This window comes from Streptomyces sp. NPDC007808, assembly GCF_042868655.1.
Lineage (GTDB): Bacteria > Actinomycetota > Actinomycetes > Streptomycetales > Streptomycetaceae > Streptomyces.
In genome coordinates, this window is the sequence record NZ_JBIAEQ010000005.1 from 425296 (window position 1) to 450045 (window position 24750).

At 73.8% G+C, this 24750-nt stretch carries 27 protein-coding genes; 11 read left to right on the forward strand and 16 right to left on the reverse strand.

Annotated features, from left to right (window positions below):
- Positions 1-2: 2 nt before the first annotated feature.
- A complete protein-coding gene (locus ACFYNL_RS21095) occupies positions 3-908 on the reverse strand; it encodes a LysR family transcriptional regulator (protein ID WP_388805644.1) in 906 nt (301 codons plus the stop codon).
- Positions 909-1029: 121 nt separating this feature from the next.
- Here ACFYNL_RS21095 and ACFYNL_RS21100 point away from each other — a divergent pair, with 121 nt between their 5' ends.
- On the forward strand, positions 1030-1731 hold the full coding sequence (locus tag ACFYNL_RS21100) for a type 1 glutamine amidotransferase domain-containing protein (RefSeq protein WP_388805647.1): 702 nt from the start codon (positions 1030-1032) through the stop codon (positions 1729-1731).
- A gap of 12 nt (positions 1732-1743) precedes the next feature.
- Here ACFYNL_RS21100 and ACFYNL_RS21105 read toward each other — a convergent pair whose 3' ends face one another.
- From ACFYNL_RS21105 to ACFYNL_RS21120, 4 genes are all read right to left on the reverse strand, one after another.
- Positions 1744-2607, reverse strand: a complete 864-nt coding sequence (locus ACFYNL_RS21105) for a fructosamine kinase family protein (RefSeq protein ID WP_388805650.1) — start codon at positions 2605-2607, stop codon at positions 1744-1746.
- A gap of 45 nt (positions 2608-2652) precedes the next feature.
- Positions 2653-3108 carry a (2Fe-2S)-binding protein gene (locus ACFYNL_RS21110; protein WP_388805653.1) on the reverse strand — a complete coding sequence of 152 codons (456 nt, stop codon included), beginning with the start codon at positions 3106-3108 and terminating at the stop codon, positions 2653-2655.
- Positions 3109-3130: 22 nt separating this feature from the next.
- Positions 3131-5260, reverse strand: a complete 2130-nt coding sequence (locus ACFYNL_RS21115; protein WP_388806246.1) for a molybdopterin cofactor-binding domain-containing protein — start codon at positions 5258-5260, stop codon at positions 3131-3133.
- Positions 5261-5380: 120 nt separating this feature from the next.
- The gene (locus ACFYNL_RS21120; RefSeq protein ID WP_388805656.1) at positions 5381-6607 is read right to left on the reverse strand and encodes an FAD-dependent oxidoreductase; all 1227 of its coding nucleotides are present in this window, start codon (positions 6605-6607) and stop codon (positions 5381-5383) included.
- A 256-nt stretch (positions 6608-6863) separates the two neighbouring features.
- Here ACFYNL_RS21120 and ACFYNL_RS21125 point away from each other — a divergent pair, with 256 nt between their 5' ends.
- From ACFYNL_RS21125 to ACFYNL_RS21140, 4 genes are all read left to right on the forward strand, one after another.
- Entirely contained in the window at positions 6864-7406 is a 543-nt protein-coding gene (locus ACFYNL_RS21125; RefSeq protein ID WP_388805659.1) for a hypothetical protein, read from the forward strand.
- A gap of 995 nt (positions 7407-8401) precedes the next feature.
- Positions 8402-9259, forward strand: coding sequence for an intradiol ring-cleavage dioxygenase (locus ACFYNL_RS21130; protein ID WP_388805662.1), 858 nt, complete (start codon positions 8402-8404; stop codon positions 9257-9259).
- Positions 9256-10338: a maleylacetate reductase gene (locus ACFYNL_RS21135; protein ID WP_388805665.1), complete on the forward strand. Its 1083-nt coding sequence runs from the start codon at positions 9256-9258 to the stop codon at positions 10336-10338. Before ACFYNL_RS21130 ends, ACFYNL_RS21135 begins: the two co-directional genes overlap by 4 nt.
- Before the next feature lie 223 nt (positions 10339-10561).
- Positions 10562-10945 (forward strand): luciferase family protein, encoded by a 384-nt coding sequence (locus ACFYNL_RS21140; protein WP_388805669.1) that lies wholly within the window; start codon positions 10562-10564, stop codon positions 10943-10945.
- A 24-nt stretch (positions 10946-10969) separates the two neighbouring features.
- On the opposite strand, the gene ACFYNL_RS21145 is transcribed toward ACFYNL_RS21140, so the two are convergent.
- Complete coding sequence (locus ACFYNL_RS21145; protein ID WP_388805672.1) at positions 10970-11497, reverse strand: SRPBCC family protein; 528 nt, start codon at positions 11495-11497, stop codon at positions 10970-10972.
- Between the two features lie 63 nt (positions 11498-11560).
- Between ACFYNL_RS21145 and ACFYNL_RS21150 the strand changes: the two genes are divergently transcribed.
- Complete coding sequence (locus tag ACFYNL_RS21150; RefSeq protein ID WP_388805675.1) at positions 11561-12142, forward strand: TetR/AcrR family transcriptional regulator; 582 nt, start codon at positions 11561-11563, stop codon at positions 12140-12142.
- A gap of 259 nt (positions 12143-12401) precedes the next feature.
- Here ACFYNL_RS21150 and ACFYNL_RS21155 read toward each other — a convergent pair whose 3' ends face one another.
- Positions 12402-13730 carry an enolase C-terminal domain-like protein gene (locus ACFYNL_RS21155; RefSeq protein WP_388805678.1) on the reverse strand — a complete coding sequence of 443 codons (1329 nt, stop codon included), beginning with the start codon at positions 13728-13730 and terminating at the stop codon, positions 12402-12404.
- 324 nt (positions 13731-14054) lie between these two features.
- Here ACFYNL_RS21155 and ACFYNL_RS21160 point away from each other — a divergent pair, with 324 nt between their 5' ends.
- Both ACFYNL_RS21160 and ACFYNL_RS21165 read left to right on the forward strand, forming a co-directional pair.
- Positions 14055-14345 (forward strand): hypothetical protein, encoded by a 291-nt coding sequence (locus ACFYNL_RS21160; RefSeq protein ID WP_388805681.1) that lies wholly within the window; start codon positions 14055-14057, stop codon positions 14343-14345.
- Positions 14346-14397: 52 nt separating this feature from the next.
- A complete protein-coding gene (locus tag ACFYNL_RS21165; RefSeq protein WP_388805684.1) occupies positions 14398-14853 on the forward strand; it encodes an archease in 456 nt (151 codons plus the stop codon).
- 51 nt (positions 14854-14904) lie between these two features.
- Here ACFYNL_RS21165 and ACFYNL_RS21170 read toward each other — a convergent pair whose 3' ends face one another.
- Positions 14905-16317: an RtcB family protein gene (locus ACFYNL_RS21170; RefSeq protein WP_388805687.1), complete on the reverse strand. Its 1413-nt coding sequence runs from the start codon at positions 16315-16317 to the stop codon at positions 14905-14907.
- A 197-nt stretch (positions 16318-16514) separates the two neighbouring features.
- On the opposite strand from ACFYNL_RS21170, the gene ACFYNL_RS21175 reads away from it, so the two are divergent.
- Complete coding sequence (locus ACFYNL_RS21175) at positions 16515-17657, forward strand: CapA family protein (RefSeq protein WP_388805689.1); 1143 nt, start codon at positions 16515-16517, stop codon at positions 17655-17657.
- Positions 17658-17685: 28 nt separating this feature from the next.
- On the opposite strand, the gene ACFYNL_RS21180 is transcribed toward ACFYNL_RS21175, so the two are convergent.
- From ACFYNL_RS21180 to ACFYNL_RS21200, 5 genes are all read right to left on the reverse strand, one after another.
- Positions 17686-18327: a phosphoribosyltransferase gene (locus ACFYNL_RS21180; protein ID WP_388805692.1), complete on the reverse strand. Its 642-nt coding sequence runs from the start codon at positions 18325-18327 to the stop codon at positions 17686-17688.
- 212 nt (positions 18328-18539) lie between these two features.
- On the reverse strand, positions 18540-18881 hold the full coding sequence (locus tag ACFYNL_RS21185; RefSeq protein WP_388805695.1) for a hypothetical protein: 342 nt from the start codon (positions 18879-18881) through the stop codon (positions 18540-18542).
- Positions 18882-18983: 102 nt separating this feature from the next.
- Positions 18984-19223 carry a hypothetical protein gene (locus ACFYNL_RS21190; RefSeq protein ID WP_388805698.1) on the reverse strand — a complete coding sequence of 80 codons (240 nt, stop codon included), beginning with the start codon at positions 19221-19223 and terminating at the stop codon, positions 18984-18986.
- Between the two features lie 148 nt (positions 19224-19371).
- Entirely contained in the window at positions 19372-20262 is an 891-nt protein-coding gene (locus ACFYNL_RS21195; RefSeq protein ID WP_388805701.1) for an SDR family oxidoreductase, read from the reverse strand.
- 130 nt (positions 20263-20392) lie between these two features.
- On the reverse strand, positions 20393-20791 hold the full coding sequence (locus ACFYNL_RS21200; protein ID WP_388805704.1) for an SseB family protein: 399 nt from the start codon (positions 20789-20791) through the stop codon (positions 20393-20395).
- A 180-nt stretch (positions 20792-20971) separates the two neighbouring features.
- On the opposite strand from ACFYNL_RS21200, the gene ACFYNL_RS21205 reads away from it, so the two are divergent.
- The gene (locus tag ACFYNL_RS21205) at positions 20972-21625 is read left to right on the forward strand and encodes a phosphoribosyltransferase (protein ID WP_388805707.1); all 654 of its coding nucleotides are present in this window, start codon (positions 20972-20974) and stop codon (positions 21623-21625) included.
- A 90-nt stretch (positions 21626-21715) separates the two neighbouring features.
- Here the strand turns inward: ACFYNL_RS21205 and ACFYNL_RS21210 are convergent, their stop codons facing one another.
- Positions 21716-21856 carry a hypothetical protein gene (locus ACFYNL_RS21210; RefSeq protein ID WP_388805710.1) on the reverse strand — a complete coding sequence of 47 codons (141 nt, stop codon included), beginning with the start codon at positions 21854-21856 and terminating at the stop codon, positions 21716-21718.
- On the opposite strand from ACFYNL_RS21210, the gene ACFYNL_RS21215 reads away from it, so the two are divergent.
- Positions 21855-22427 carry a GNAT family N-acetyltransferase gene (locus ACFYNL_RS21215; RefSeq protein WP_388805713.1) on the forward strand — a complete coding sequence of 191 codons (573 nt, stop codon included), beginning with the start codon at positions 21855-21857 and terminating at the stop codon, positions 22425-22427. The two genes, ACFYNL_RS21210 and ACFYNL_RS21215, sit on opposite strands and share 2 nt — an antisense overlap.
- Before the next feature lie 18 nt (positions 22428-22445).
- On the opposite strand, the gene ACFYNL_RS21220 is transcribed toward ACFYNL_RS21215, so the two are convergent.
- Together ACFYNL_RS21220 and ACFYNL_RS21225 are read right to left on the reverse strand one after the other, a co-directional pair.
- Entirely contained in the window at positions 22446-23225 is a 780-nt protein-coding gene (locus ACFYNL_RS21220; protein ID WP_388805716.1) for an SDR family NAD(P)-dependent oxidoreductase, read from the reverse strand.
- Positions 23226-23297: 72 nt separating this feature from the next.
- Positions 23298-24749, reverse strand: coding sequence for an FAD-dependent oxidoreductase (locus ACFYNL_RS21225; RefSeq protein ID WP_388805719.1), 1452 nt, complete (start codon positions 24747-24749; stop codon positions 23298-23300).
- Position 24750: the final 1 nt, after the last annotated feature.

The following is a 24750-nucleotide window of genomic DNA, read 5'->3' on the forward strand; positions in this document are numbered from 1 at the left end:
CGTCACAGTCCGCCCCAGGTCCGCGCGGCCTCCTGGAGATGCTCGCGCACCACGGCGAGCGCCGGACCGGCGGGGGCGCCGCGGCGGGTGGCCAGGTAGAGGGTGTTGAGGGGCGGGAACTCCGGCTCGTGGAGCTGCACCACCGTGCCGGCGGCGAGGGCGGGGTCGGCGAGGTAGCGGGGCAGGACCGAGACTCCGGCACCCGCCTCGACCACGGCGAGGACCGCGCGCAGGTCGGACACGACGAGCGCGACCGGGTTGGGGGGTCTGCGGCCGAACTCGCTGCGCCAGTACCGGCGCACGATCGGCAGGTCCTGCGCGTAGGCGACCAACGGCAGGTGCGCCAGCGCCTCCACGGGGCGCTCGCGCAACCGCCGCGCGTCCACCGTGTGCGCCATCGCCGGTGGCGCGACCAGCAGGAACTCCTCGTCGACCAGCGGTACGGCGACGACCTCCCCGCCGGTGGGACGTACGGCCGAGACGACCAGGTCGAGTCCGCCGGAGGCCAGGATCCGCAGGAGGTCGTCGGCCCGCCCCAGCGTGGCCAGGACGTGCAGGCCCCGGCCGGTGAGCGGGGCCAGGGCGGGCAGCACCCGCAGCGTCATCACCTCGGCGGCGCCGCCCACCCGGATCGTGCCGCGCAGCGTCGCCGGCTCGTCGGCGGAGCCCAGGGCGTCGCGCAGGCCGTCCACGTGCAGGCCGACCCGGGCGGCCAGGGCCGCGGCGCGCGGTGTCGGCGTGACGCCCCCGCGCGAGCGGACGAAGAGCGGTTCGCCGACCTGCTCCTCGAGTCGGGCCAGCTGGCCGGTGACGGCGGGCTGGGTGATCCCGAGCCGCTGGGCGGCGGCCGACAGGGATCCGGCCCGGTAGATCTCCAGGAACGTCGACAGCAGATCGAGGTGCGCCACGCAAACCGCCTTCCATAAGAATTCTTATGGTAGTCGCCTCGTCCCAGGAAAGTTCCTGATGGATTCTTCCGTTGTCCCCCACGTACGACCCGACCACGACCACGAAAGAGCGGACAGGACGATGACGAGGATTCTGATGGTGCTTTCCGGCGCGGACAGCATGGAGCTCGCGGACGGCTCCACCCACCCCACCGGCTACTGGGCCGAGGAGGTCGCCGCCTCGCACCGGGTGCTGCGGGACGCCGGAGCCGAGGTCGACATCGCGACACCGGGCGGTGTCCGGCCGACCGTGGACGCGATCAGCCTGGACGGACGCGGCGGTGTCGACGAGAGCGCCGCGCGGGAGTTCCGCGCCTACCTGGACTCCATCGCCGGGCAGCTCGACGCCCCGCTCTCCTTGAGCGAGGTGCGTGCGGACGCCTACGACGCGATCTACATCCCGGGCGGGCACGCCCCGATGGCGGACCTCGCCGAGGACGCCGAGCTGGGCCGGCTGCTCAACGAGGCCGACGCGCAGGACAGGACGGTGGCCGCCCTGTGCCACGGTGTGGCCGCGCTGCTCAGCGCCACGCGGGCGGACGGCGGCTTCACCTTCGCCGGTCGCGCCCTCACCTCCTTCACCGACGAGGAGGAACGCCAGGGCGGGCTGGGCGAGAACACGCCGTACTTCGTGGAGAGTCGGCTGCGTGAGCGGGGCGCGGTCCTGGACACCGGGGCCGCCTGGAGCAGCAAGGTCGTGCGGGACGGCAACCTGATCACCGGCCAGAACCCGCAGTCCAGCAAGGACACCGCCGAGAAGGTGCTGAAGGCACTGGCCGGCTGAGCGGCCGACGGTTCAGCCCAGGGCCGACGCCGCCGCCGCGAGGGCCTGTTCCGCGTAGCCGCGGCCGAAGAGGACGGCGTGCACCAGGAGCGGGAAGAGCTGGTGCAGCGGGATGCGGCTCCGCCAGCCTTCGCTCAGCGGAGCCGACTGCTGGTAGCCCTCCACCACGAGGTCCAGGTGGGGGCAGCCGAAGAGGTGGAGCATGGCCAGATCGGTCTCGCGGTGGCCGCCGTGCGCGGCCGGGTCGATCAGCCAGGCGTGGCCGTCGGCGCCCCACAGGACGTTGCCGTTCCACAGGTCGCCGTGCAGGCGGGCGGGCGGCTCGGGAGGTCCCGCCAGCTCCGGGAGCCGCTCGCAGACCCGCTCGACGACGGCCGACTCGGCGCTGCGGATGATGCCGTCGTCGACCGCGCGCCGCAGATACGGCAGCACCCGGTGCTCCGCGTACCAGCCGGGCCAGTCGGCGCCGACGGCATTGCGCATCGGGGCGAGCCCGATGTACGCGTCGTCGGGGCCGCCCGGCGGTGGGGCGCCGAACGCGGGCGCGCCGGCGGCGTGCAGGGCGGCCAGGTCCCGGCCGAACCGCTCGGCCGCTCGCGGGCCGGGCCGGCCGGTCGGCACACGGTCGGTCACCAGCCACCGGTCGTCGTGGCCGTGCACGGCGGGGACGCGGACGGCGCCGGCGTCGGCCAGCCAACGCAGCCCCGTCGCCTCGGCCCGGGCGGCGCGGTCGCCGTCGCCGCGTTTGACCATCACCACCCGGCCGCCGTCCAGGGTGACTTCGGTGAGCGCCCCGGACAGGTGCCGTTCAGCGGTGGCCGCGAGTCCGGTGAACCGCGCCGCCACGGCACGTGGGTCCTCGAAGCTGTTGTGCACGGCCCCCAGCGTACGGCGGCCCCCGGCCGCGCTGAAGGCACCTGATCAGCCGCTCGCGGCGGCCTTCTTGATCGCCTCGCGGATCCGGGAGTAGGTGCCGCAGCGGCAGACGTTCTCGATCCGGTCGATGTCGGCGTCGGTCGGGGTGGACGTCTTCTTCAGGAGGGCGGCCGCGGCCATGACCTGGCCCGGCTGGCAGAAGCCGCACTGGGCGACGTCGCAGTCCAGCCAGGCCTGTTGCACCGGGTGGAGCCGGTCGCCGTCGGCCAGGCCCTCGATGGTGGTGACCTCGCGCCCGGAGCAGTCGGCGACGGGGACGACACAGGGCTGGATCTCGGCGCCGTCGAGGTGGCTGGTGCAGGCGCGGCAGGCGCCCACGCCGCAGCCGTACTTGGGGCCGGTGACGTTCAGCAGGTCGCGCAGGACCCACAGCAGGGGCATGTCGGCGGGTGCCTCGACGGTGACCCGCTCGCCGTTGAGAGTGAAGGAGTAGGACGGCATCGGTACCTTCTCGAAGGGTGGCTCAGAAGTTCAGCGGGAAGCGGCGCGGCTTGGTGCCGGTCGCTCGGGCGTAGGCGTTGGCGACGGCGCCGGCCGCGGCCGGGACGCCGAGTTCACCGGCGCCGCCGGGCTCGCGCCGGGAGGGCATGATGTGCGCCTCGAAGTGCCGAGGGGCGTGGCGCTGGCGGGCGTAGTGGAAGTCGGCGAAGCTGCTCTCGCGGACGGCGCCCCGGTCGATGTGCAGGCCGGCGCTGAGCACCGTGGAGATGCCGTCGACGGCGGTGCCCATGAGCTGGGCCTCCAGTCCGCGTGGGTTGACGGCCGTTCCTACGTCGGCCGCCATCACCACCTTGGTCACGCGCGGGTGCTTCGGATCGTCCGCGTCGATCTCGACGAGGCAGGCCACGCAGGAGCCGTACTCCTCGTGGAGGGCGACGCCCTGGGCATGGCCCCGCGGCATGCGCCGGCCCCACTCCCCCGCCTCGGCGACCTTGTCCAGCACGGCCCTGACGGCCTTGCTGCGCAGGGTCGTACGGCGCAAGGCGACCGGGTCCTCGCCGAGGCTGCGGGCGACCTCGTCGACCATGATCTCTTCGGCGGTGCGTACGGTGCCGGAGTCCACCGAGCGCCATGCGCCGAGCGGGATCGCCAGTTCGACCGAGCCCGAATCCCCGGAAAGCGGGCCGAAGTTGTAGAGGCCGCCGTCGCTGGGAAGCGGTGCCGCCGCGGGGGCGCGGACGGCGGTGCGCATCCCGGCCCGGGTGGTCAGGGCACGCGTGGACACACCCTGGGCGGACATGCCCCGCTGCTCGTAGGACTCGCTGACCGAGGCGGTCGCGTGGGCGAAGGCCACCACGCGGCCGCGTGCGTGGCTGGCCCGGATCCGGTGGTGGGAGGCCGGCCGCATTCTGCCGTGCCGGATGTCGTCGGCCCTGCTCCACATCAGTTTCACGGGCCGGCGTGCCTTCTTGGAGATCTCGGCGGCCTCGATGGCGGCGTCGTGGTTCAGGCGGCGCCCGAACGAGCCGCCGCCGCGCAGGACGCGGACCCGGACCTTCGACGCCGGCAGGCCGACCGCCGCGGCGATGTCCTCCCGTGCCGACTGCGGCGTCTGGGAGGAGAACCAGATGTCGGCGCGCTGGGCACGGACATCGGCCACCGCGGTGAGCACCTCCATCGGCGCGTGGCTGACGAAGGCGAACTCGAACTCGGCCTCGGTCTGCGCCGATCCGCTCGGCGGGGTTGCCAGTTTCGGGACCGCGGCACGCAGCCGGCGGCGGATCTCGCGGTCGGAGAGGTCGGCGAGGGGGCCCGGGGCCCACGTGATCCGAAGGGCGTCGCGGGCCTGGAAGGCATGGTGGAAGGTCTCCGCGACCACCGCGACACCGCCGGCGATCCGCACGACCGCGTGGACACCGGGCAGGGCTCGGGCGGCTCGGGAGTCGACCGAGAGGACCTTCCCGCCGAGGGTCGGCGGCCGGGCCACGACCGTCGGCTTCGCTCCGGCGGCAGTGAGGTCCCCGGTGTACTTCGCCTTGCCGGTGACGATGTCACGGGCGTCGATGCGGTTGGTCGGCCGTCCGATCAGCCGGTGCTGCGACGCAGGCTTGGGGGTGGTGGGGACGGCGGGCCGCGTGATCCGGGCGGCGCTGCGGCTCAGGGATCCGAAGGTGGCGGTACGCCCGTCCGGTGCGAAGACCCGCGTGCCGCGGGTGCGCAGGGTCCGTGCTGGGACGTGCCAGCGCCGGGCGGCCGCGGTGACGAGTTTCGCGCGGGCGGTGGCGGCCAGGTGCCGGGCGGGTCCGTACAGCGAACTGACCGAACTGGAGCCGCCCGTGAACTGGTTGCCCTTGTCCCGGGCGTCCGCGAGCGGAATGTCGACGTCGGCGAGCCGGGCGTCCAGCTCGTCGGCGATCATCATGGCGACGGCGGTGGTGACGCCCTGGCCGACCTCGACGCGCGGCAGCCGTACGACGACCCTGTTGGCCGGGGTGACCTCCAGGACCAGCATCTCCTCGTCGGTGCCGGTGGCCACGGCCTCCGACCCGCGGCGGCCACCGTCCGCGGTCTCCTCGGCGCCTTGTGCGGTGGAGCCGTCGCAGCCGAGCGGCGCCGCGACGGTCAGGGTGGTCGCCGCGAGCGTGTGGACCACGAACTGTCGACGGGACAACTGACGGGCCAACAGGCGCTCCTCTCCGAGAACCCGGGATGGTTCGACCTGTATGAGGGGCCGGCGGGCGGCGGGGTTGCGCCGGTTGGCCGCACCATCGATCTAGGGTTCGTCGATCGGATCAGGCGGGCGTCGCGGGTTCTGGGCGCGGTCGGCGGCCCGCGGGGGCGGCCGGAGCGCCTTGAGGTCGGTGTGCCACTCCAGCTGCCGTACGAGCCGGTCGTCGCCCGCCCGGTCGGCGGGCGGGGTACGGGGCCCGGGGCCCGGTGGGGTGTGGGTGCCGCGGGTGATGGCGCCGCTGACGGTGATGTTCTGCTCGACGCGGGGACGGCGCAGGCTCTCGTAGAGACCGAGCGCCGCATCGGTGTCCGGCGCGTCCCGCAGGGACTTGGCGAGGACGACGGCGTCCTCCAGCGCCATGGAGGCGCCCTGTCCGGTGGCGGGGGACGCCGCGTGGGCCGCGTCGCCGATGATCAGGGACCGGCCGGAGCGCCAGGGTGTGCCGGTGGGGAGTTCGGTGGCGTTGGTGACCATGAGGCGGTCGGTGGCCGCGACGAGGCCCGCCGCGGGGGTGGCGTCCTCGCGCAGCAGCGGCAGCAGGTGGTCGCGCCACCGGGCGGGCGTGCCGTGTGCGAGGGCGTCGGCTGCCAACGGTGCGCCGGAGATGCGGGCGAACCAGTACGTCTCCCCCTCGGGAGATGTCGCGTACCCGAAGGCGGTGCCGCTGCCGCGCACCATGGTGATGGTCTCGCCCTCGTCCACCGGGGGTGCGGCGTCCGTGTAGCCGTAGAAGACGTACTGTCCCGCGTAACCGGGGCGTGCGTCGGGCGCGACGGCCCGCCGCACGGTGGAGTTCAGGCCGTCGGCCCCGATGAGCAGGTCACCGGTCGCCGTGGTGCCGTCGGTGAAGTGGGCGGTGACGGCGTCCGGGCCGTCCTCGACCGAGACGAGGCGCGCGCCGTGCCGTATCTCGATGCCCCGGCGCGTGACTTGGGCCTGTAACGCGGCGTTCAGGTCGCCGCGTCGCAGGCAGCGGTAGCGAAGGCGCGGGGTGCTCGCCTCGCCGAGCGGTACCCGGGCCGTCTCTGCGCCCGTGTCGTCGAGGACCCGCATCGAGGTCAGCGGGAAGCCGATCCCGGTGACCGCTTCCGATGCGTCGAGCTGGGCCAGGGCGCGCATGCCGTTGCTCGCGAGTGTGAGGAACGCGCCGATGTCCTCGGCGGAGTCGGGATGCGCCTCGTGCACGGTGACGTCGAAGCCGGCCTTGTGCAGGGCGAGAGCCGTCCCGGCGCCGGCGATCCCGCCCCCTATGACGATCAACCGCGTCACATCGGCCCCCCTGTTACGCGTACTGCCCCGCTGTTACGCGTACTGCCCCGCGAGTGGCAGCCGTTCATGTGAACGTTCCGGGTCCCGTGCCGGTTCCCGATCGGGCCGCCGGTCGTTGGACAGCCCGGATCGGGGAACTCCGCAACGGTGCAACCATTCCGCTGAGTCGGATGTCTTTCCTGATATCAGACACACCACCCTTCCAGGGGATGAAATGGGACGAAACAAAATCGCATGGGCGACAACCGTGGCGCTCATGGCCGCCACGGTGGGTGTGGCGGCGGTCCCGGCCGTGGCCACCACGACCACCACCACCCAGGCCACCGCCTGCCCCACCGGCTGGGGCAGCACGGCCAAGACCCGCTCCGCCGCCACGTCGGAGTCGGTGACGAACATCAGGACCGGTCGGCACACCTGCTTCGACCGCATGGTCGTCGACGTTCCCGGCGCGGGCACTCGTGACCTCGGCTATTCCGTGCGGTACGTCAGCCGCCTCTACCAGGACGGTTCGGGCAACCACATTTCCGTCGCCGGCGGAGCCGTGCTGGAGGTGCGGGTGGCCGCCCCCGCCTACGACCCCGACACCGGCAAGCCCACGTACCCCGCGCGGGCCGGTCAGCGTCTGACGGGCGTGGACCTCACGGGGTACCGCACCTTCAGGGACGCCCGGTTCGCCGGGAGCTTCGAAGGGGACACGCAGATCGGACTCGGTGTCCGGGCACGGCTGCCGTTCCGGGTGTGGGTGGCCACGGACCGGGTCGTGATCGACGTGGCGCACAACTGGACCGGGGCACGCTGAGGCGACCCGGCGCATCAGGCGGCCGGGGGCTTCGGCCCCTCACGCGGCCAGGGGCTCAGGCCCATCACGCGACCAGGGGCGTCGAGGCGATGCACGGCTTCGGCGCCCCCAGGGCGTCCCGCCCCGGTACGCACGCCGACCGCGGTACGAGGGTGACCGGGCGATCCCCGGCGCCGCCGCGGCGGCGATCTGTTGCCGCCATGACGGCGCAACGCCCGCAGGACGGCGCCTCGTTCGGCACGTCCCACCGCGATCCGTGGCTCCGCCCGGCGGGGCCCTCGCGTACGGCGTCCGGCGCATCGCCGCGCCGCCACCGGCCCGCGGGGCCCGATGCCTGCGTGCGAGCGCCGCTCACCAGGTGGTGGGGTGTGCGGTGGGTGCGCGCCGCCCGGACCGGCCGTCGGCCTCCCCGCCGGAGCGCCGACACGGGTCGTACACCGAAGGAACGGGCGCGTCGCGGGCCGGCGACAGCGTCGTCCGGCATGCCGGGAGCGGGCGGCCGGTCAGGATCCGCCGACGGGCCTGGCGAAGTGCCGCGAGGGTGGGGGTGTTCCGCGGTCGTCGTGGCGCTCGCTCACCGCACCCGTCGGCACCTCCGGCCGCAGGCGCGGACTGTCTCTGGACCAGCTGTCCCGTGATCAGGCACCCACGGAACGCCGCACCATGCCCTGTTCCCGGACGGGCGAGGCGGGTGCGGACCGCCCACGCCCCCTCGACGTCGCCGCGCCCGGTCGCCGGACCGGGCCAGGAGCCGCGACGACCAGTACGGTGACCGGGCGGGGCCGGGCGGGGCCGGACGAGGCCGGGCAGGACCGGGCGGGGCCGAGCGGGATCTCCGACACGCGGCGCCCTCCTCGTGCGCCCCGGCGGGTGCGGTCGTCCGGCACGTCGGCGCGACCGAGGGCGCCGCGGGGCTGTGCGCAGGCGCGCCGCGACGGATTCTCGGGCACGGTGGAGATGAGCGATCGTGCGGCACGGGCGGGGAAGGAGCCGACATGGCGGGCGACAGGACGGTCACCGACGAGGTCGTCGACAGTCTGCGGGGATCGGCCGACCCGCGGCTGCGGGAGCTGCTGACCGGGCTCGTCCGGCATCTGCACGCCTTCGCGCGGGAGGCGAGGCTGACGCAGCAGGAGTGGGAGCGGGCGATCGGGTTCCTCACGGCGACCGGGCAGGCGTGCACGGACACCCGGCAGGAGTTCATCCTGCTGTCGGACGTGCTCGGCCTGTCGATGCTCGTGGAGACGATCAACAACCGGCAGGGCCCAGGCGCCACCGAGTCGACGGTTCTGGGTCCGTTCCACATGACCGAGTCGCCGGTACGCGAACTCGGCGCGAACATCGACCTCGTGGGCGGCGGCGAGCCCTGTGTGGTGAGCGGCCGGGTGCTCTCCCGGGACGGCGGCCCGCTGCCGGGCGCGGTGGTCGATGTGTGGCAGGCCGACGGGAACGGCTTCTACGACGTGCAGCAGCCCGGCGTGCAGCCCGCGGGCAACGGCCGCGGGCTGTTCACCGCGGACGACGAGGGGCGGTTCTGGTTCCGCACATGTGTGCCGAGCCCGTACCCGATCCCGACGGACGGGCCGGTCGGCGGGCTGCTGCGGGCCACCGGGCGGCATCCCTACCGGCCCGCGCACGTCCACTTCATCGCGTCGGCCGAGGGGCACGCCCCGGTGACCACCCACATCTTCGTGGCGGGCAGCGACTACCTGGACTCGGACGCCGTGTTCGCCGTCAAGCCGCGACTGGTCGCGAACTTCGCGCCCGTCGACGACCCGTCGGCGGCACGGGATTTCGGCGTGGCGAACCCTTTCCGGCACGCCCGCTTCGACCTCGTACTGGAGCGCGCGTGAGGGACGACCTGGACTTCTCCTACGAGAGCCGGCCCGTGCGGGTCGTCTTCCGGGCGGGCGCGGCGCTGTCCGCGACGCCGGGCGAGGCCGACCGGCTCGGACTGCGGCGGGTGCTCGTGGTGTGCGGGACGCGGGGCGCGCACACGGCGCGGGCGGTCGCGGACGCGCTCGGCCCACGGTGCGTCGGGGTGCACGACAGGGCCCGGATGCACGTACCGGCCGAGGTCGCCGACGCGGCCGTACGGGCGGCCCGCGCGGCCGGCGCAGACGGCTGTGTGGCGGTCGGCGGAGGCTCGTCGATCGGGCTGGGCAAGGCCGTCGCCCTGCGCACCGGTCTGCCGCTGATCGCGGTGCCGTCCACGTACTCCGGGTCGGAGATGACCCCGGTCTGGGGACTGACCGAACACGGTGGGAAGCGCACCGGCCGCGATGCGCGGGTGCAGCCCCGCAGCGTGGTCTACGACCCGGAACTCACCCTCTCCCTGCCCGTGCCGCTCTCCGTGACCAGTGGCGTCAACGCGCTCGCGCACGCCGTCGAGGCGCTGTACGCCCCGGACACCTCACCCCTGGTCCAGCTGATGGCCGAGGACGGCGTACGGGCGTTGGCGCGGGCCCTGCCGGAGGTGGCGGGCGAGCCCACGTCGCTCGGTGCGCGCGGCCGCGCGCTGTACGGGGCCTGGCTGTGCGGGTCCTGCCTGGGCGCCACGACCATGGGCCTGCACCACAAGCTGTGCCATGTCCTGGGCGGCACCTTCGATCTGCCGCACGCCGAGACGCACACGGTGGTGCTGCCGTACGCCCTGGCCCACAACGCTCCCGCCGCTCGGGACGCGGCCGACGCGGTGGCCCGCGCGCTGGGCGCGGCCGACGCGCCGACGGCCCTGTGGGAGCTGGCCGGGCGTCTGGGCGCGCCCCGCTCGCTCGCCGAACTGGGCTTGCGCGAGGCCGACTTGGCGGTGGCGGCCGCACAGACCGCCGGCCAGGCGTACGCAAACCCCCGACCGGTCACGGCGGACGGCGTGCTCGCCCTGCTGCGGGCGGCCCACGAGGGCCTGCCGCCGACCGCGGTGGCCCGCTGACACCCCTCGCCTGCCCGCTTTTCGGGAGCTGACTGTTCGGCCCTCGCCACGCGGGACGCCTGCGCACCGCTGGGCACGTCGGCATCGCCGTGCCCATGTACTCCGACGCCACCGGAGCTGACCCTCACCGTGTGTGACGGTTCGGTGATCGAATCACCTCACACGACGGTTACGGTTCGCTCAACCTCTGGTTGCCGAGCGGTGATCGGGCGACTATGGGCGCATGACACTGGCCCAGCGCGCCATGGAGCAACTTCAGGTCTGGCCCGATCTCAGCTCGGGTCCGACCAGTTGCGGCGCAGGGCGGGCACTGCGCTCCGTCCACAGCGAGATCGTGCACTTCCATTCCGACCGGGACGTGGACCTGCATCTGACGACATCGGTCATCGGGCGATTCCACGACGACCTCCGGGATTCGACCGCGATCCGGCTGGTGCCGGGTTCCGGCTGGGTCACCGTGCATCTCGACTGCGACACGGACGTCGACCTGCTGATGAGCCTGGTCAGCGCCGCGCTCAAGGCCCATCAGCACCGGCCGTCCCCCGCCGGGTCGCCGACGGGGGACGAGTGCAACTTCCGTCGCGTCACGGTGCTGCCGCGCGGATAGACCCCGAAGCCCGCGCCCCGCGCCTCAGCCTCCGGCGGGGTCACCTCCCAGGCGGCGGCGGACGGCGCGGGCGGCAAGGGCGTGCAGGAAGCGGACGTACGGGGACCAGCGGGCCGGGCGCGACACCGTTCCCGTACAGGCCAGTTCGGCGCGGTCGAAGGCGTCTTCCAGGCAGGCGTCGTGCATCGGACGGAAGGCCAGCGGCCAGGTGAGCCGGGCCAGACCGCTGGTGGACATCGTCAGCGTGTGGTGCAGCCGGGCGCGTCCGGGCCCGGCCGGCAGGACGGCCAGCTCGTGGAAGCCGTGGAACCCTCTGGGGCCGGTGAACTCGAAGCGGATCCAGCGGCCGGGCACATATCCCGACACGGTGTAACGCACGGGGCCGTGGCCGCCCACCGCGCCCGGTCCCAGGGGGCGGTCGAACTCCATCGGCGACCAGTCGCGGCCTGGCCACAGCCGGTCGCCGTCCCCGCTCGCCAGAGTGTCGACCAGCGCCCCCACCTCGCTCTCCTCGGCCGCCAACAGCCGTTCGTGCACGTTGTGAACGCCCACAGGTCCTCCCCTCAACCATATTGGAGACCTCTCTCCAATTAATTAGAGAGTACCCTCTGATTCATGGCGCGCCCACCCCGCTTCGACACCGACCAACTCCTCGACGCCGCCGTCCGCCTGGCCGCCGCCGGCGGACCGGCCGCCGTGACCATGTCGGCGGTCGCCCAGGCCGTCGGCGCCCCCAGCGGCTCCGTCTACCACCGCTTCGCCGGGCGCACGGCACTCCTCGCCGAGGTGTGGTTGCGAACGGTCGAGCGCTTCCAGGAGGGCTACCACGCCGTCCTCGTCAGCCACAGCGACCCCCGCCGGGCGGCGCGCGCGGCCGCCCGGCACGTGGTCGGCTGGAGCCGGGAGCACCCGCAGGAGGCGGCCCTACTCCTCTACGGCGCCGCCGACTTCGGCCGCGCCGAGTGGTCCGAGGAGCACACCCGTCGCGCGGATTCCGGCAACGGGCGGGTGTTCGACTCCCTGGGCGCCCTCGCCGATGCCCTGGGTGCCACGGACGAGGAAGGCCGCGACCGCGTCGCCCTCGCCGTGGTCGAGCTGCCGCTCACCGTGGTCCGCCGCCACCTGCGCGCGGGGAACCCGCTGCCGCCGCACGCCGAGGACCTCACCGAGGAGTGCACGGCCGCGCTGCTGGGGTGACGGCCGGACCGCCCCGAGGCGTGCGCGTCGCCGGTCCGCGCCGTGCGTCGACCGCGACCCTCGGCATCCGACGCTGCGCCACGGGAACTGCGCTGGGCCGTCGAGGAGTTGGGGTTCGTGGCGCTGCGCATCGTGCCGTGGCTGTGGAGGCTGCCGCCCACCGACCGGCTGTACCACCCGCTGCACGCGGCTCTTCCTGCACGGCAACGCCCGCCGTGTCTTCGCCCTGTGAGCACCGCCGTTCGCGCCCCGGCCCACGTCAGCGCACGAGGCAGGGCCGCTTCGGGTCGAAGGTCCAGCCGTCGACCAGGTACCGCATGCCGACGGCGTCGTCCCGGCCGGACAGCGCCTTGTCCTTGTAGAGCTCGTGTGCCGCCGCGAGGCGGTCCCTGTCCAGCTCGATCCCGAGTCCGGGCGCGTCGGGCACGGCCACCTCGCCGCCGCTGATCCTCGGCGGGGCGACCGTGAGCCGCTCCCGCCCCTCCTGCCAGATCCAGTGCGTGTCCAGGGCGTTGTACTCACCGGGGGCCGCCGCTCCGCAGTGCGCCATCATCGCCAGGGAGATGTCGAAGTGGTTGTTGGAGTGGCAGCCCCATGTCAGCCCCATCGCGTTGCACAGCTGGGCGACACGCACCGAGCCCCGCATGGTCCAGAAGTGCGGGTCGGCCAGCGGGATGGACACCGACTGCAGGGCCAGGGCGTGGGTCAGCTGGCGCCAGTCCGTGGCGATCATGTTGGTCGCCGTCGGCAGCCCGGTGGCCCGGCGGAACTCCGCGAGGATCTCGCGTCCCGAGTAGCCGTCCTCCGCCCCACAGGGATCCTCGGCGTAGGCGAGGGTGCCGAGCAGCGGGCGGCACAGTTCGACGGCCTCGCGCAGGGACCAGGCGCCGTTGGGGTCGAGGGTGATCCGCGCCCGGGGGAAGCGCTCCTTGAGCGCCTGGACGGCCTCGACCTCCTGCGCGCCGGGCAGGACACCGCCCTTGAGCTTGAAGTCACAAAAGCCGTACAGGTCGTGGGTGGCCTCGGCCTGGCGGACGATCGCCTCGGGGGTCAGCGCCTCCTCGTGGCGGATGCGGTACCAGTCGACGGGTGAGTCGGGCGCGCGGACGTAGTCCAGGTCGGTGCGGTCCGGGTCGCCGACGTAGAAGAGGTAGCCGAGCATCCGCACGGCGTCGCGTTGCTGCCCGTCGCCGAGCAGGGCGGCGACCGGGACCTGGAGGTGCTGTCCGAGCAGGTCGAGGAGGGCGGACTCGACGGCGGTGACGGCGTGCACGGTGGTGCGCAGGTCGAAGGTCTGGGCGCCGCGGCCGGCCGAGTCGCGCTCGGCGAACCGCGCCCCGACGGTGCGCAGGACACTGTTGTGATCCCCGACGCGGGCACCGACGACCAGTGGTTCGGCGTCGCGCAGGGTCTGCGCGATCTTCTCGCCGCCGGGCACCTCACCGAGTCCCGTGCGGCCCTCGGAGTCCTCCAGGACGACGACGTTGCGGGTGAAGTAGGGGGCGTGGGCGCCGGAGAGGTTGAGCAGCATCGAGTCCCGGCCGGCGACCGGGTACACGCGGAAGCGGGTGACGACGGGCTGGGCCATGAGGGCGGGTGCCGTTCTCGTGAGGGGGCGGAGGGTCGGAGGCCGAGGGCGTCGAGGGCCTGTTCCAGGACCGGTACGCCCCTCAGGCCGTACGGATCTCGAAGCTGCCGTCCCTCGTGCCGTCGAGGATCGCGAGCACCGTCGTTCGTCTACATATGAGGACGGAGGTTATGTTCATGGATGCCTGAGGTCAATGGGTCTGCGCCGGTGGATGCACCGACGGAGACCGGCTCCGGGGCGGCGGACGTGGCGGATCCGGCGGTACGCCGTGCCCGGTCGCGGGTACCCCTAGGCGTGCGGCTCCCTCTCCCGGAGGTGACTCGGATGCTGGTGCTCGGACTGCTCCTCCTCGCGGCCACCGGTGTCTTCACCGGTCTGGTCATCGCCGACAACCTCTCCGGTGGCCCGGACCACCCCGTCACCGTGCTGGGCCGGGAGCTCGCGACCATGAACACGTTGGCGGTCTTCTGCTCGGGTCTTGCTCTCGCGCTCCTGTTCTGCCTGGGTCTGGCCCTGGTGAAGCGCGGGGCGACCCACCACCGCCCCCACGGGCAACGGCGGCGCACCCGCCGCTCCCCGTTCCACAGGACCCCGGAGCCGGGCGCCCGGGCCTGAGCGGACCGAGAGCCCGAGCGCCCGGACGGCATGAGCGGATGAGGTGGTGCCGATGGTCGGTGACACGGACGACGACATCCGGACCCGGCGGAGCGGCGGAAGCGGCCATCGCGCCGTGCCGCACACGGCCGACGTGCGGATCGAGGCGTGGGGCGCGAGCCGCGAGCGCTGTCTGGTGGAGGCCGCGCTGGGGATGGTGGAGTGCTTCGCCGACGTCACGGCCGTACGGCCGACCTCGGTGGAGCGCGTACGGCTCACCGAGGAGAGCGACGAGGATCTGCTGACCGCGCTGCTCGACGAGGTCGTCTACCGCCTCGACGTGGACGGCCGGGTGCCCGTCGACCTGGAGGCCGACGCCACCGACGGCGACCTGGACGTACGCCTCGCCCTGGCAGAGCTGGCCGACGTGGAGGTCACCGGCGGCACGCCGAAGGGCATCTCCTGGCACGGGCTGCGCTTCGGGCCGGATCCGTACGGGTGGTCGTGTGCGGTGACCGTGGACGTATGAGCCGCCGGGGCGGCCGGGCGCACACGACGGCATCCGGCCGCCCCCGCCCGCTCAGCCCTTCACCACCCCCAGCGGCACCAGCCGCGCCACCGTCCGGCACAGCCCCGCGCCCTCGCTCGCGGCCACCACCTCGCTCACGTCCTTGTAGGCCTCCGGGGTCTCCTCGGCCAGGCCGCGCAGGGACCGCGGGCGTACCGCGATGCCGGCCGATTCCAGACGGGCCCGCAGTTCCCGGCCGCCGACGGCGCGGGCGGCCCGATGGCGGCTGAGGACACGGCCCGCGCCGTGGCAGGTGGAGAAGAAGGCGTCCCCGCCGGGCACCCCGACGAGGACGTACGAGGCGGTGCCCATCGTCCCGGGGATCAGCACCGGCTGGCCGACCGCACGCAGATCCTCCGGCAGCTCCGGATGGCCGGGCGGGAACGCCCGGGTCGCGCCCTTGCGGTGCACGCACAGGGTGCGGCGCTTTCCGGCCACGAGGTGCGTCTCGATCTTGGCGAGGTTGTGCGACACGTCGTACACCAGGGAGAGCCGTGCGCCCGCGGCACGGCGGAAGACCCGGCGGGCCGCGTCGGAGAGCAGCTGGCGGTTGGCGCGCCCGTAGTTGGCCGCGGCCGCCATCGCGCCGAGGTACCTGTGCCCCTCCGGCGACTCCACCGGCGTACAGGCGAGCTGGCGGTCGGGGACCTCGATGCCGTGGCGGGCCATCGCGGTGTCCATGGCCCGGACGTGGTCGGTGCAGATCTGGTGGCCGAGGCCGCGGGAACCGCAGTGGATCATCACGCACACCTGGCCGACGGCGAGCCCGAACGCGGTGGCGGCCTCCACGTCGTACACCTCGTCGACGCGCTGCACCTCCAGGAAGTGGTTGGCCGATCCGAGACTGCCGACCTGGCCGAGGCCGCGCTCCCGGGCCCGCGCGCTCACCTGGGCCACGCCGGCGTCGGCGACCGCCCCGCCGTCCTCGCAGCGGGTCAGGTCGCGCTCCTCGCCCCGGCCCTCCCGCACCGCGTACCGGGAACCGCCGCGCAGGATCCGCTCCAGTTGCCCGGGACCGGTCAGGTGCCACACCCCGCCGGGTCCGGCGCCGCGCGGGATCGCCCGGTCGAGGCCGTCCATCACGTCGGGCAGCGCCGGCCCGAGCCCCTGGTGGTCGGTGTCGGCCGCCAGCAGCCGTACGCCGCAGGAGATGTCGAAACCGACCCCGCCGGGCGAGACGACACCGCCGTCGGCCACGTCGGTCGCGGCGACACCGCCGATGGGGAAGCCGTAGCCCCAGTGGATGTCGGGCATCGCGTACGACGCTCCCACGATCCCGGGCAGTGTCGCGACGTTGGCCACCTGCTCCAGCGACTTGTCGGCGTCCCGCAGCAGCGCCCGGGACGCGAACACCACGCCCGGCACCCGCATCGGTCCGTGCGGGTCGATACGGAAGCGGTGGGCAGCCTCCTCGACCAGGTCCATGCCGGCCTCCCGCGGCTCGAACCGCCGCCGTGCGCGCCGCGTCCGGTGGTCCGCGGCGCCCGGCGTCGCAGATGCGGAGTACCCGCGCGGGCCGCACGCTATCGCGCCGGGCGGGCGTGCCCCGCAACGGCTCGTGGCGAAGGTCCCGGGGAGGGCGCACGGCCCGGGGAGCACCGCGGCCCTCGTAGGGTGGAGACATGAGCGGCGGCACGGTGACGCTGTTCCTCTGCGGCGACGTGATGCTCGGACGCGGTGTCGACCAGATCCTGGCCCGCCCCGGTGACCCGGCGCTGCGGGAGGGGTACGTCAGCGACGCCCGCGCCTACGTGAGCATGGCGGAGGCGGTGAACGGACCGGTCCCGGCGCCGGTCGGCCCGTCCTGGCCGTGGGGTGAGGCCCTCGGGGCGCTGGAGGCGAACGCGCCGGACGTCCGGATCGTCAACCTGGAGACGTCCGTCACGCGCGGTGCCGCCTTCGAGCCCGGCAAGGCGGTCCACTACCGCATGCATCCGGCCAACCTGCCCGCCCTCTCGGTGGCCCGGCCCGACGTCTGCGTCCTGGCCAACAACCACGTACGGGACTTCGGGCGCGAGGGCCTGGAGGAGACGCTGGACGTGCTGCACGGGGCCGGTCTGCGGACGGCCGGGGCCGGCCGCGACGCCGAGGAGGCGTACGCGCCGGTGGCGCTCCCGCTCCCGCGCGGTGGCCGGGTGCTGGTCTTCGCCCTGGGTTTCGGCAGCAGCGGCATCCCGCCGGGCTGGGCGGCGACGGCCGAGCTGCCCGGCGTCGCCTACGCCCCCGAGCTGTCGCCCGCCACGGCCGCGGCGGCGGTACGGCACATACGGCGGGTGAAGCGGCCCGGCGACGTGGTGGTCGTGTCCGTGCACTGGGGCTCCAACTGGGGCTATCTCGTCTCCCGCGACCAGCGCCGCTTCGCGCACGCCCTGGTGGACGGCGGGGCCGACGTCGTGCACGGTCACTCCTCCCACCACCCCCGCCCCGTGGAGGTCTACCGGAACCGGCTGATCCTGCACGGCTGCGGCGACTTCATCGACGACTACGAGGGCATCCCGGGCTACGAGGAGTACCGCGACGACCTCCGGATCGCCTACTTCGCGACGGTGGTGGCGGACACGGGCGAACTCACCGGGCTGCGCATGCTGCCGTTCCTCGCCCGCCGTCTGCGCCTGGAACCGGCACCGGCCGAGGACCGCGCCTGGCTGCACGCCACCCTCGACCGCATCGCCTACGGCACGCACCTCGCCCTGGACGCGGACGGAGCGCTCACCCTGACCGAGCCCGCCTCCCAACCGGGCGCGGGAACGGTCGGCTCCGGCTGATCCTCTCCTCGGGACGGACGCCGTGGCGTCAGTCGCCGCGCAGGGCCTCCAGCACATCCGCGTCGGACAGCTGGCCGAAGTCCTCGTACCACTCCCCCACCGAGCTGAACAGCGCCGGCTCGTGCAGGCAGACGAAGTCGTCGACCTCGCGGCGCAGTTCCTGGGCCGACTCCGGCGCGCAGACCGGTACGGCGAGGACCAGCCGCTCGGGCCGCCTGCCGCGCACGGCGCGCAGGGCGACGCGTGCGGTCGAGCCGGTCGCGATGCCGTCGTCCACGACCACGGCGGTGCGGCCGGGCAGTGGCGGCGCCGGGCGGCCCTGCCGATAGCGTTCCTCGCGCCGCCGCAGCTCCCTGCGCTCCCGCTCCACCACCGGCGCCAGATCGGCCTCGCTCAGCCCCAGCCGGGACAGCGTCGCCTCGTCGAAGAGCGGCGGGTCGTCGCCCGCGAGCGCGCCGACGCCGAACTCCTCGTGGAACGGGGCTCCTATCTTGCGTACGACGAGCACGTCCAGCGGAGCCTGGAGCACCCGGGCCGCCTGCCGGGCGACGGCGACGCCGCCTCGGGGCAGGGCGAGCACCACGGGGCGCGGGAGGATGCCCTTCTCCTGCCGGAGGCGCAGCTGCTCCGCGAGCTCCTGCCCGGCCTCCTCGCGGTCACGGAAGCGCATGGGTCTCCCCTTCCGTCGGTCGCCGCGTACCCCGCTGCCCGGAGACGGACACACCGCCGGGCCGCACTCGCAAGCGGCGTACGGCTCTGCGCGAGGTCCGGACCCGAACCGGCGGCCGAGGCGGCGCCCGCCGAGGAGGTGGGCGCCGCCGGAGAGCTCCCGCCCGGTGTTCGCCCCCGGCCCGGAGCGCACCCCGGGCCGTGGGCCCTGCGCTACTGGATGGTCCAGCCCACGCTGCCGACGCCCGAGCTGTAGACGGCGCAGACACCCGACGACTCGCCGTACTGGCCGGGAGCCAGCGTCACCCACTGGCCGGAGACGTCCGGCGCCCAGCCGCACACGATCTCGGCGCGGAAGGTGACGGTGCGGTCGGTGTTGTTCTTGCAGCCCGCGATGCCGTGGTCGGGGTTGTTGTTGTGCACCCAGCCGTCGCAGTCGACGGTGCCCGCCCGGGCCGCGGCGTGGGCGGGCGCGGCCACGCCGCCCGCGGCGAGGGCCAGGGCCGAGACGGTGCCGGCCAGGCCGGCTGCGACGATGCTCTTCCTGCGGTTCATGCGTGTCCCCCGTGATGTCGTGGTCCGTTTGACTTGCCGCCTCCAGTCAAGGGCAGCGGCGTCGGCACGGGAACCTCGGACATCCGAGGGTGGCGGACGCGTTCAGCCGTTCGGCTTCTGCGACGTGTCCGGCTCGTTCCAGTCGTACGGTCCGCCCCCGCGCCACTCGATCAGCTCGGGATCGTCGACGGCCCGGTCCTCGGCGGGCAGGTCGGCGCGGTGCACCAGGTCCAGGACGTCGAACAGGCTGTACGCGGTGCCCGCCGGCTCGTCGTGGATCGTCACCTGGCGCCCGCCGTCCGACGCCGGCGGCGACACCACCACGGGGGGACGCGTGCTCATGCCACCACCATGCGCTCTGCGCGGCCGGTACGCAGCCCGACGTACCGGCCGCGCTGACCCATCCGGCCGATGGGCCGACGCGTTCGCGGGAACCACGTGACGGTACGGCGGGACCGCCGGCCGCGCCGTACGCCCCGGCCCGTCCGGCTCACGGCAACGGCGTCCCGCCCGTCGCGTTGAGGATCTCCGCGGTGACGAAACTGGCCTCCTGGGAGGCGAGATAGACGTACGCGGGGGCCAGTTCTGCCGGTTGGGCCGGACGCCCCAAGGGGCTCTGCTTGCCGAACTCGGCCGTGTCGGGCAGCGTCGCCGGGATCAGCGGCGTCCACACCGGTCCCGGCGCCACCGCGTTCACCCGGATGCCGCGGTCGACCAGCATCTGGGCCAGCCCCTGGGTGAAGGTCACGATGGCGCCCTTGGTCATCGCGTAGTCCAGCAGATGCGGACTGGGCTTGTAGGCCTGCACCGAGGTGGAGTTGATGACGCTGCTGCCCTCGGGCATGTGCGGCAGGGCGAACTTCGTCAGCCAGAACATGCCGTAGAGGTTGGTACGCATGACCCGGTCGAACTGCTCGGTGGTGATCGCCTCGATGCCGTCGGGCTGGGACATCTGGTACGCGGCGTTGTTCACCAGGACGTCGATGCGCCCGAACTCCGCGACCGCGCGGTCGATCAGGGCCCGGCAGTTGTCCTCGATACGGATGTCGCAGGCCACGGCGACCGCCTTGCGGCCCGCGTCCTCGACGAGCCGGGCCGTCTCTCGCGCGTCGTCCGCCTCGTCGTCGAGGTGGGTGAAGAGCACGTCGGCGCCCTCCCGGGCGAACGCCAGGGCCACGGCCCGCCCGATACCGGAGTCCCCGCCGGTGACGACGGTCGCGCGCCCCTCCAGCCGGCCGGTGCCGCGGTAGCTCTCCTCGCCGTGGTCCGGCGGCGGGTCCATGGGCCCGGTCCATCCGGGGTGGGGCTGGTCCTGCGAGGGGAAGTCGGGCTGCGGGTGCTGGGTGGCCGGATTCTGCTGGGTGTGCTGCGGATCCGTCACAACGGCCTCCTGAACGCGGGGCGGGCACGAACGGCCAACGGGTTCCCGCCTCGCATCGGCCGAAAAGCGGCCGTTCGGGTCGTGACGGTGGCCGTTCGGGTCGTGACGGTGGCCGCTCGGGCACCCGGAGTCAGCTGTCGCCCCGGTCCAGCAGTGCCCTGACGCCTTGGGCCGTCAGCGCCAGCTGCTCGGGCGTGCCGGCGTCGATGACCAGGGACAGGTTGTCGGAGGGCCAGCCGTGGGCGAGGACGCCGAGCTGGACGCTGCGGTGCCGGTGCATCTTCGGCATGGCCTGCTCCATGCGTTCCTGCGAGGTGAAGACCGGTACCAGTTCGGTGCCGTCCTCCTGCTCGAACACAGGCAAGGTCAGCGCCGCCGGCGCGGGCCCCTCCGCGTTCGTCGCCGCCGGCACCAGTACCTCGCTGTGGGCCAGCGTGCTCAGGGCCGCCTCGTCCGCGCCCTTCTCGACGACCGTGCGCAGGGCCTGCTGGGCCGCGGAGGCGTCGCTCTCGAAATGGGGGTCGGTCATGGTTCGTCCCGTCGCCGTGTCGTGCACTTCCGTCCGGTACGCGCCGGACGGTTCGGGTACCCGGTCCGGTGCCCCTCATGTGCGTTTCGGGCTGCCGGGTGACGCACCGGACCACCTCGTTTCGCGGTGGACCCACCGGGCACTCGGCGGCTGCCCCACCCCGACCGAGGGAGGAGCGCCGTGTCTTTCCGTGACCGCACCCATGCCGGACAGGAGCTCGCGCTGCGGCTGGTCGAGTGGGCCGGCTCCGGTGATCTGCCCCGGCTGCTCGTGCTGGCCCTGCCGCCGGGCGGCGTGCCCGTCGCCGCGGAGGTGGCCCGCACCCTGCGCGCCCCGCTGGACGTGCTGGTCGCCCGGGAGATCAGCACCCCGATCCGGCCGGAGACGGCGATCGGCGCCATCGTGGCCGACGACCCGCCGCTGTACGACCGGCAGGGCCTGGCCATGATGCATCTGTCCGAGGACCGGCTCGGGGACGTCGTCGCGGGCGAACGCAACGAGCTGCACCGCCGGGAGTACGTCTACCGCGGCCGCCGCCCCCTCCCCTCCGTGCACGGGCGCACGGTCGTCCTCGTCGACGACGGCCTGACCACCGGCCTGACCGCGACGGCGGCCCTGCGCTTCCTGCACCGCCACGGCCCGGCCCGGCTGATCGCGGCCTTCCCGGTCGCCAGCCCCCGCACCACGGCGGCGATCCGCACCGAATGCGACGAGGTGGTCTGCCTGGAGCAGCCGCCGTCCCTGCACGCCGTCGGTGAGTGGTACGAGGACTTCGCCCACGTCTCCGACGCCGAGGTCGCCGAGACCATGCAGGCCTTCCAGGCCACCGCATGAGGGCAGGCGGCGGTGTGCGGCGAAGGGTTCGACCGCCCACCCACCGAGGCCGACGGAAGCCGGAGCCGGGGGCGCGTCGTACGGCGGGGGTCAACCGGCCCAGGCCGGCAGCCGCTGCCCCGTCTCGGGTGCCCTCGGCCACGCCGGGAACTGCTTCTCCAGCCGGTCCTCGCGCCGACCGTGCCGCAGATCCCGGGCGTCGGCGGGCACGCCGTGAAAGGGTGGGGGCATGGCCATCGACGTTCGCCCGGCATCGGTCTTCGACGACGTGCGTGCGGTGCTCGGCCCCAAGTCGCCCACCGCCAGCGTGTGTTGGTGCCTGAGCTACCGGCTCCCTTCCAAGCTCAACCAGGAGCTGCGCGGACCGGCCCGCGGTGAGTACGTCGCCGAGCTGTGCCGCGCGGATCCCCCTCCGGGGGTCCTGGCCTACGACGGTGACGAGCCGGTCGGCTGGGCCGCCGTGGCGCCGCGCTCGGCCACGTCCTTCGCACGCAACCGCAAGATCCCGCACCTCGACGACCTGCCGGTCTGGTCGCTGTGGTGCGTTCGCGTGCGACCGGGCCACCGCAAGCAGGGGATCACCCACGCGCTCATCGCCGGCGCGGTCGGCTTCGCCCGCGACCGGGGCGCGCCGGTGATCGAGGCGTACCCGCTCGACAACGGCGACGCCCGGGTGGACCTGACGATGGCCTACGCGGGGCTCCGGAAGAACTTCGAGCGGGCCGGGTTCGTGCACGCCGCCGACACCACCTCGGTGCTGGCCGGTCACCCCCGCATCCTGATGCGGCTGGACCTGCGCTGAGGTACCGGCCGGGGCGGGTCAGTGGACGGAGAACCCGCCGTCGACGAAGACCGACTGGCCGGTGACGTAGCCCGAGGCACGGCTCGCGAGGAAGACCGCCGCGCCCGCGAAGTCCTCGGCCAGGCCGTTGCGTCCGACCATGGTCCGCTCGGCCAGCGCCGCCACCTTCTGCGGGTCGGAGGACAGCCGTGCGTTCAGCGGCGTCATCACGAACCCCGGCACAAGGGTGTTGCAGGTGACGCCGTACGGCGACCAGGCCTCGGCCTGGGAACGGGCCAGCGACTCCAGCGCGCCCTTGGAGACGCCGTAGGCGCCGCTCTGGACGAAGGCACGGTGGGCCTGCTGGGAGGTGATGTGGATGATCCGCCCGAAGCCCCGCTCGGCCATGCCCGGCCCGAACCGCTGTCCCAGCAGATAGGGCGCCTCCAGGTTCACCGCCATGACGGTGTCCCACACGTCCTCGCCCAACTCCCCCATTGGGGGCCGCAGGTTGATTCCCGCACTGTTGACGAGAATGTCGGGCTCGCCGAATTTGCCGACCGCCTCCTCGGCCGCCGCGCGCACGCCGTCACGAGTGCCGAGGTCGGCGCTCACCCAGGCCGCACGGCAGCCGTGCGCCGCCAGTTCCTCGACCGTCGCGGCCAGCTCCGCCTCCCTGCGGGCCACGACCACGACGCTCGCGCCCGCGCGTGCCAGCGCCTCGGCGACGGCCCGTCCGATGCCGGAGCTGCCGCCGGTCACGAGTGCGACCCGGCCGTCGAGCGAGAACAGTTCGCGGAGGTACGCCTGTGAGGTCATGCCCGCACCCTAGGCCGTGCCCGCACGGCGACGGACGCGGGGTGCGGCGAGCGTGGGCGGGGTCGACGGGGGTCAGCGGCGCTGGGGCACCGGCTCGCGGGGGTCGAGGCGCAGATGGGCGCCCTGCCGTTTGAGGGCGCGCTGGACCAGGTGGTGCGGCACCTCGCGAGGGCTGCGGCCGAGGCGCACGGAGAGCGCGGCGCAGACGCCGGCCGCCTGGCCGGTGGCCATCGCGATGGGCATCACGCGGTAGGACGAGTGCGCCACGTGGGAACCGGAGATGCAGCGCCCGGCGACCAGCAGCCGGTCCGTGTCCTTCGGCAGCAGGCAGCGCAGCGGGATGTCGTAGAAGTGTCCGCGCGGGACGCGCTTGAGGACGGTGCCGCTGCCCCTGGGGTTGTGGATGTCGACGGGGTAGGCGCCGTGCGCGACGGCGTCGGGGAAGGCGCGCGCGGCGAGGATGTCGTGGCCGGTCAGGTGGTAGTCGCCGAGGATGCGGCGGGTTTCCCGTACGCCGATCTGGACGCCGCTCTGGGCCACGTACGACCTCTTGAATCCCGGCACACGGTGGCGCAGGAAGCGGTCGATCTGTTCCATCTGGCGGCGTGCCACGTACTCGGCGCGGCTGAGGTCCCACACGTCGGTGCCGAGCGCGCGGGTGACGCGGGTGCTGTTGACGCTGACCTCGCGGGGGTGCGGGGTGCCGAAGAACAGGATGTCCTCGCGCGGCAGGCGCAGTTCACCGGCTTCGGTGGCCTCCTGGACGAGGTCCCACAGCCCGTGCACGCCCCGCCACTGGTCGGGGTGGTCCCGGACGTACTCGGAGAACAGCGGTTGCAGGAAGTCGACGACCCGGAACATCAGTGTCATCGGCTGCACCAGTCCGTCCTCCGGCCGCCCGATCTCGTACGGCGCACCCGCGGCGGCGGCGATGTCGCCGTCGCCCGTGCCGTCGACGACGACACCGGCGTCGATCACCACCGGGCCGGACTTGGTCTCGAAGACCACGCGCCAGCCGTCGTCGAGGGGCAGCGCGGCGGAGGCGAAGGAGTGGAACAGCATGCGGACGCCCGCCTCGTCCAGCAGGTCGAGCAGGACCAGCTTGTAGGTCTCGGGGTCGAAGGGCACGGTGTAGCCGGTGTCGGGGGACGGTGTCACGCAGCCGCCGCGTGCGGTGAGCCGGTCCAGCAGGAGCCACAGGAAGCCGGCCACCACCGGATCGCCCTCCCCGTGGTCGGAGGGCAGCAGGCGGCTGTCATGGCCGCCCTCGTCGAACACCGCCTGCTTGCGCTCGTTGTGGAAGGACATCAGCGGCATCACCAGCGCCACGGTGGCGTTGCCGCCGAGGAATCCGTAGCGCTCCACGAGCACGACGTCCGCGCCCGCGTCGGCCGCCGCGTAGGCCGCGGCCGTGCCGGCCGGACCGCCGCCCACGACCAGGACGTCCGTGCGGCCGCCGTGCCGGGCCGCCCGCGGGGGCAGGGTGACGGTCTCGGCGGGTCGGGGTGGTTCCAGGATCGGCATC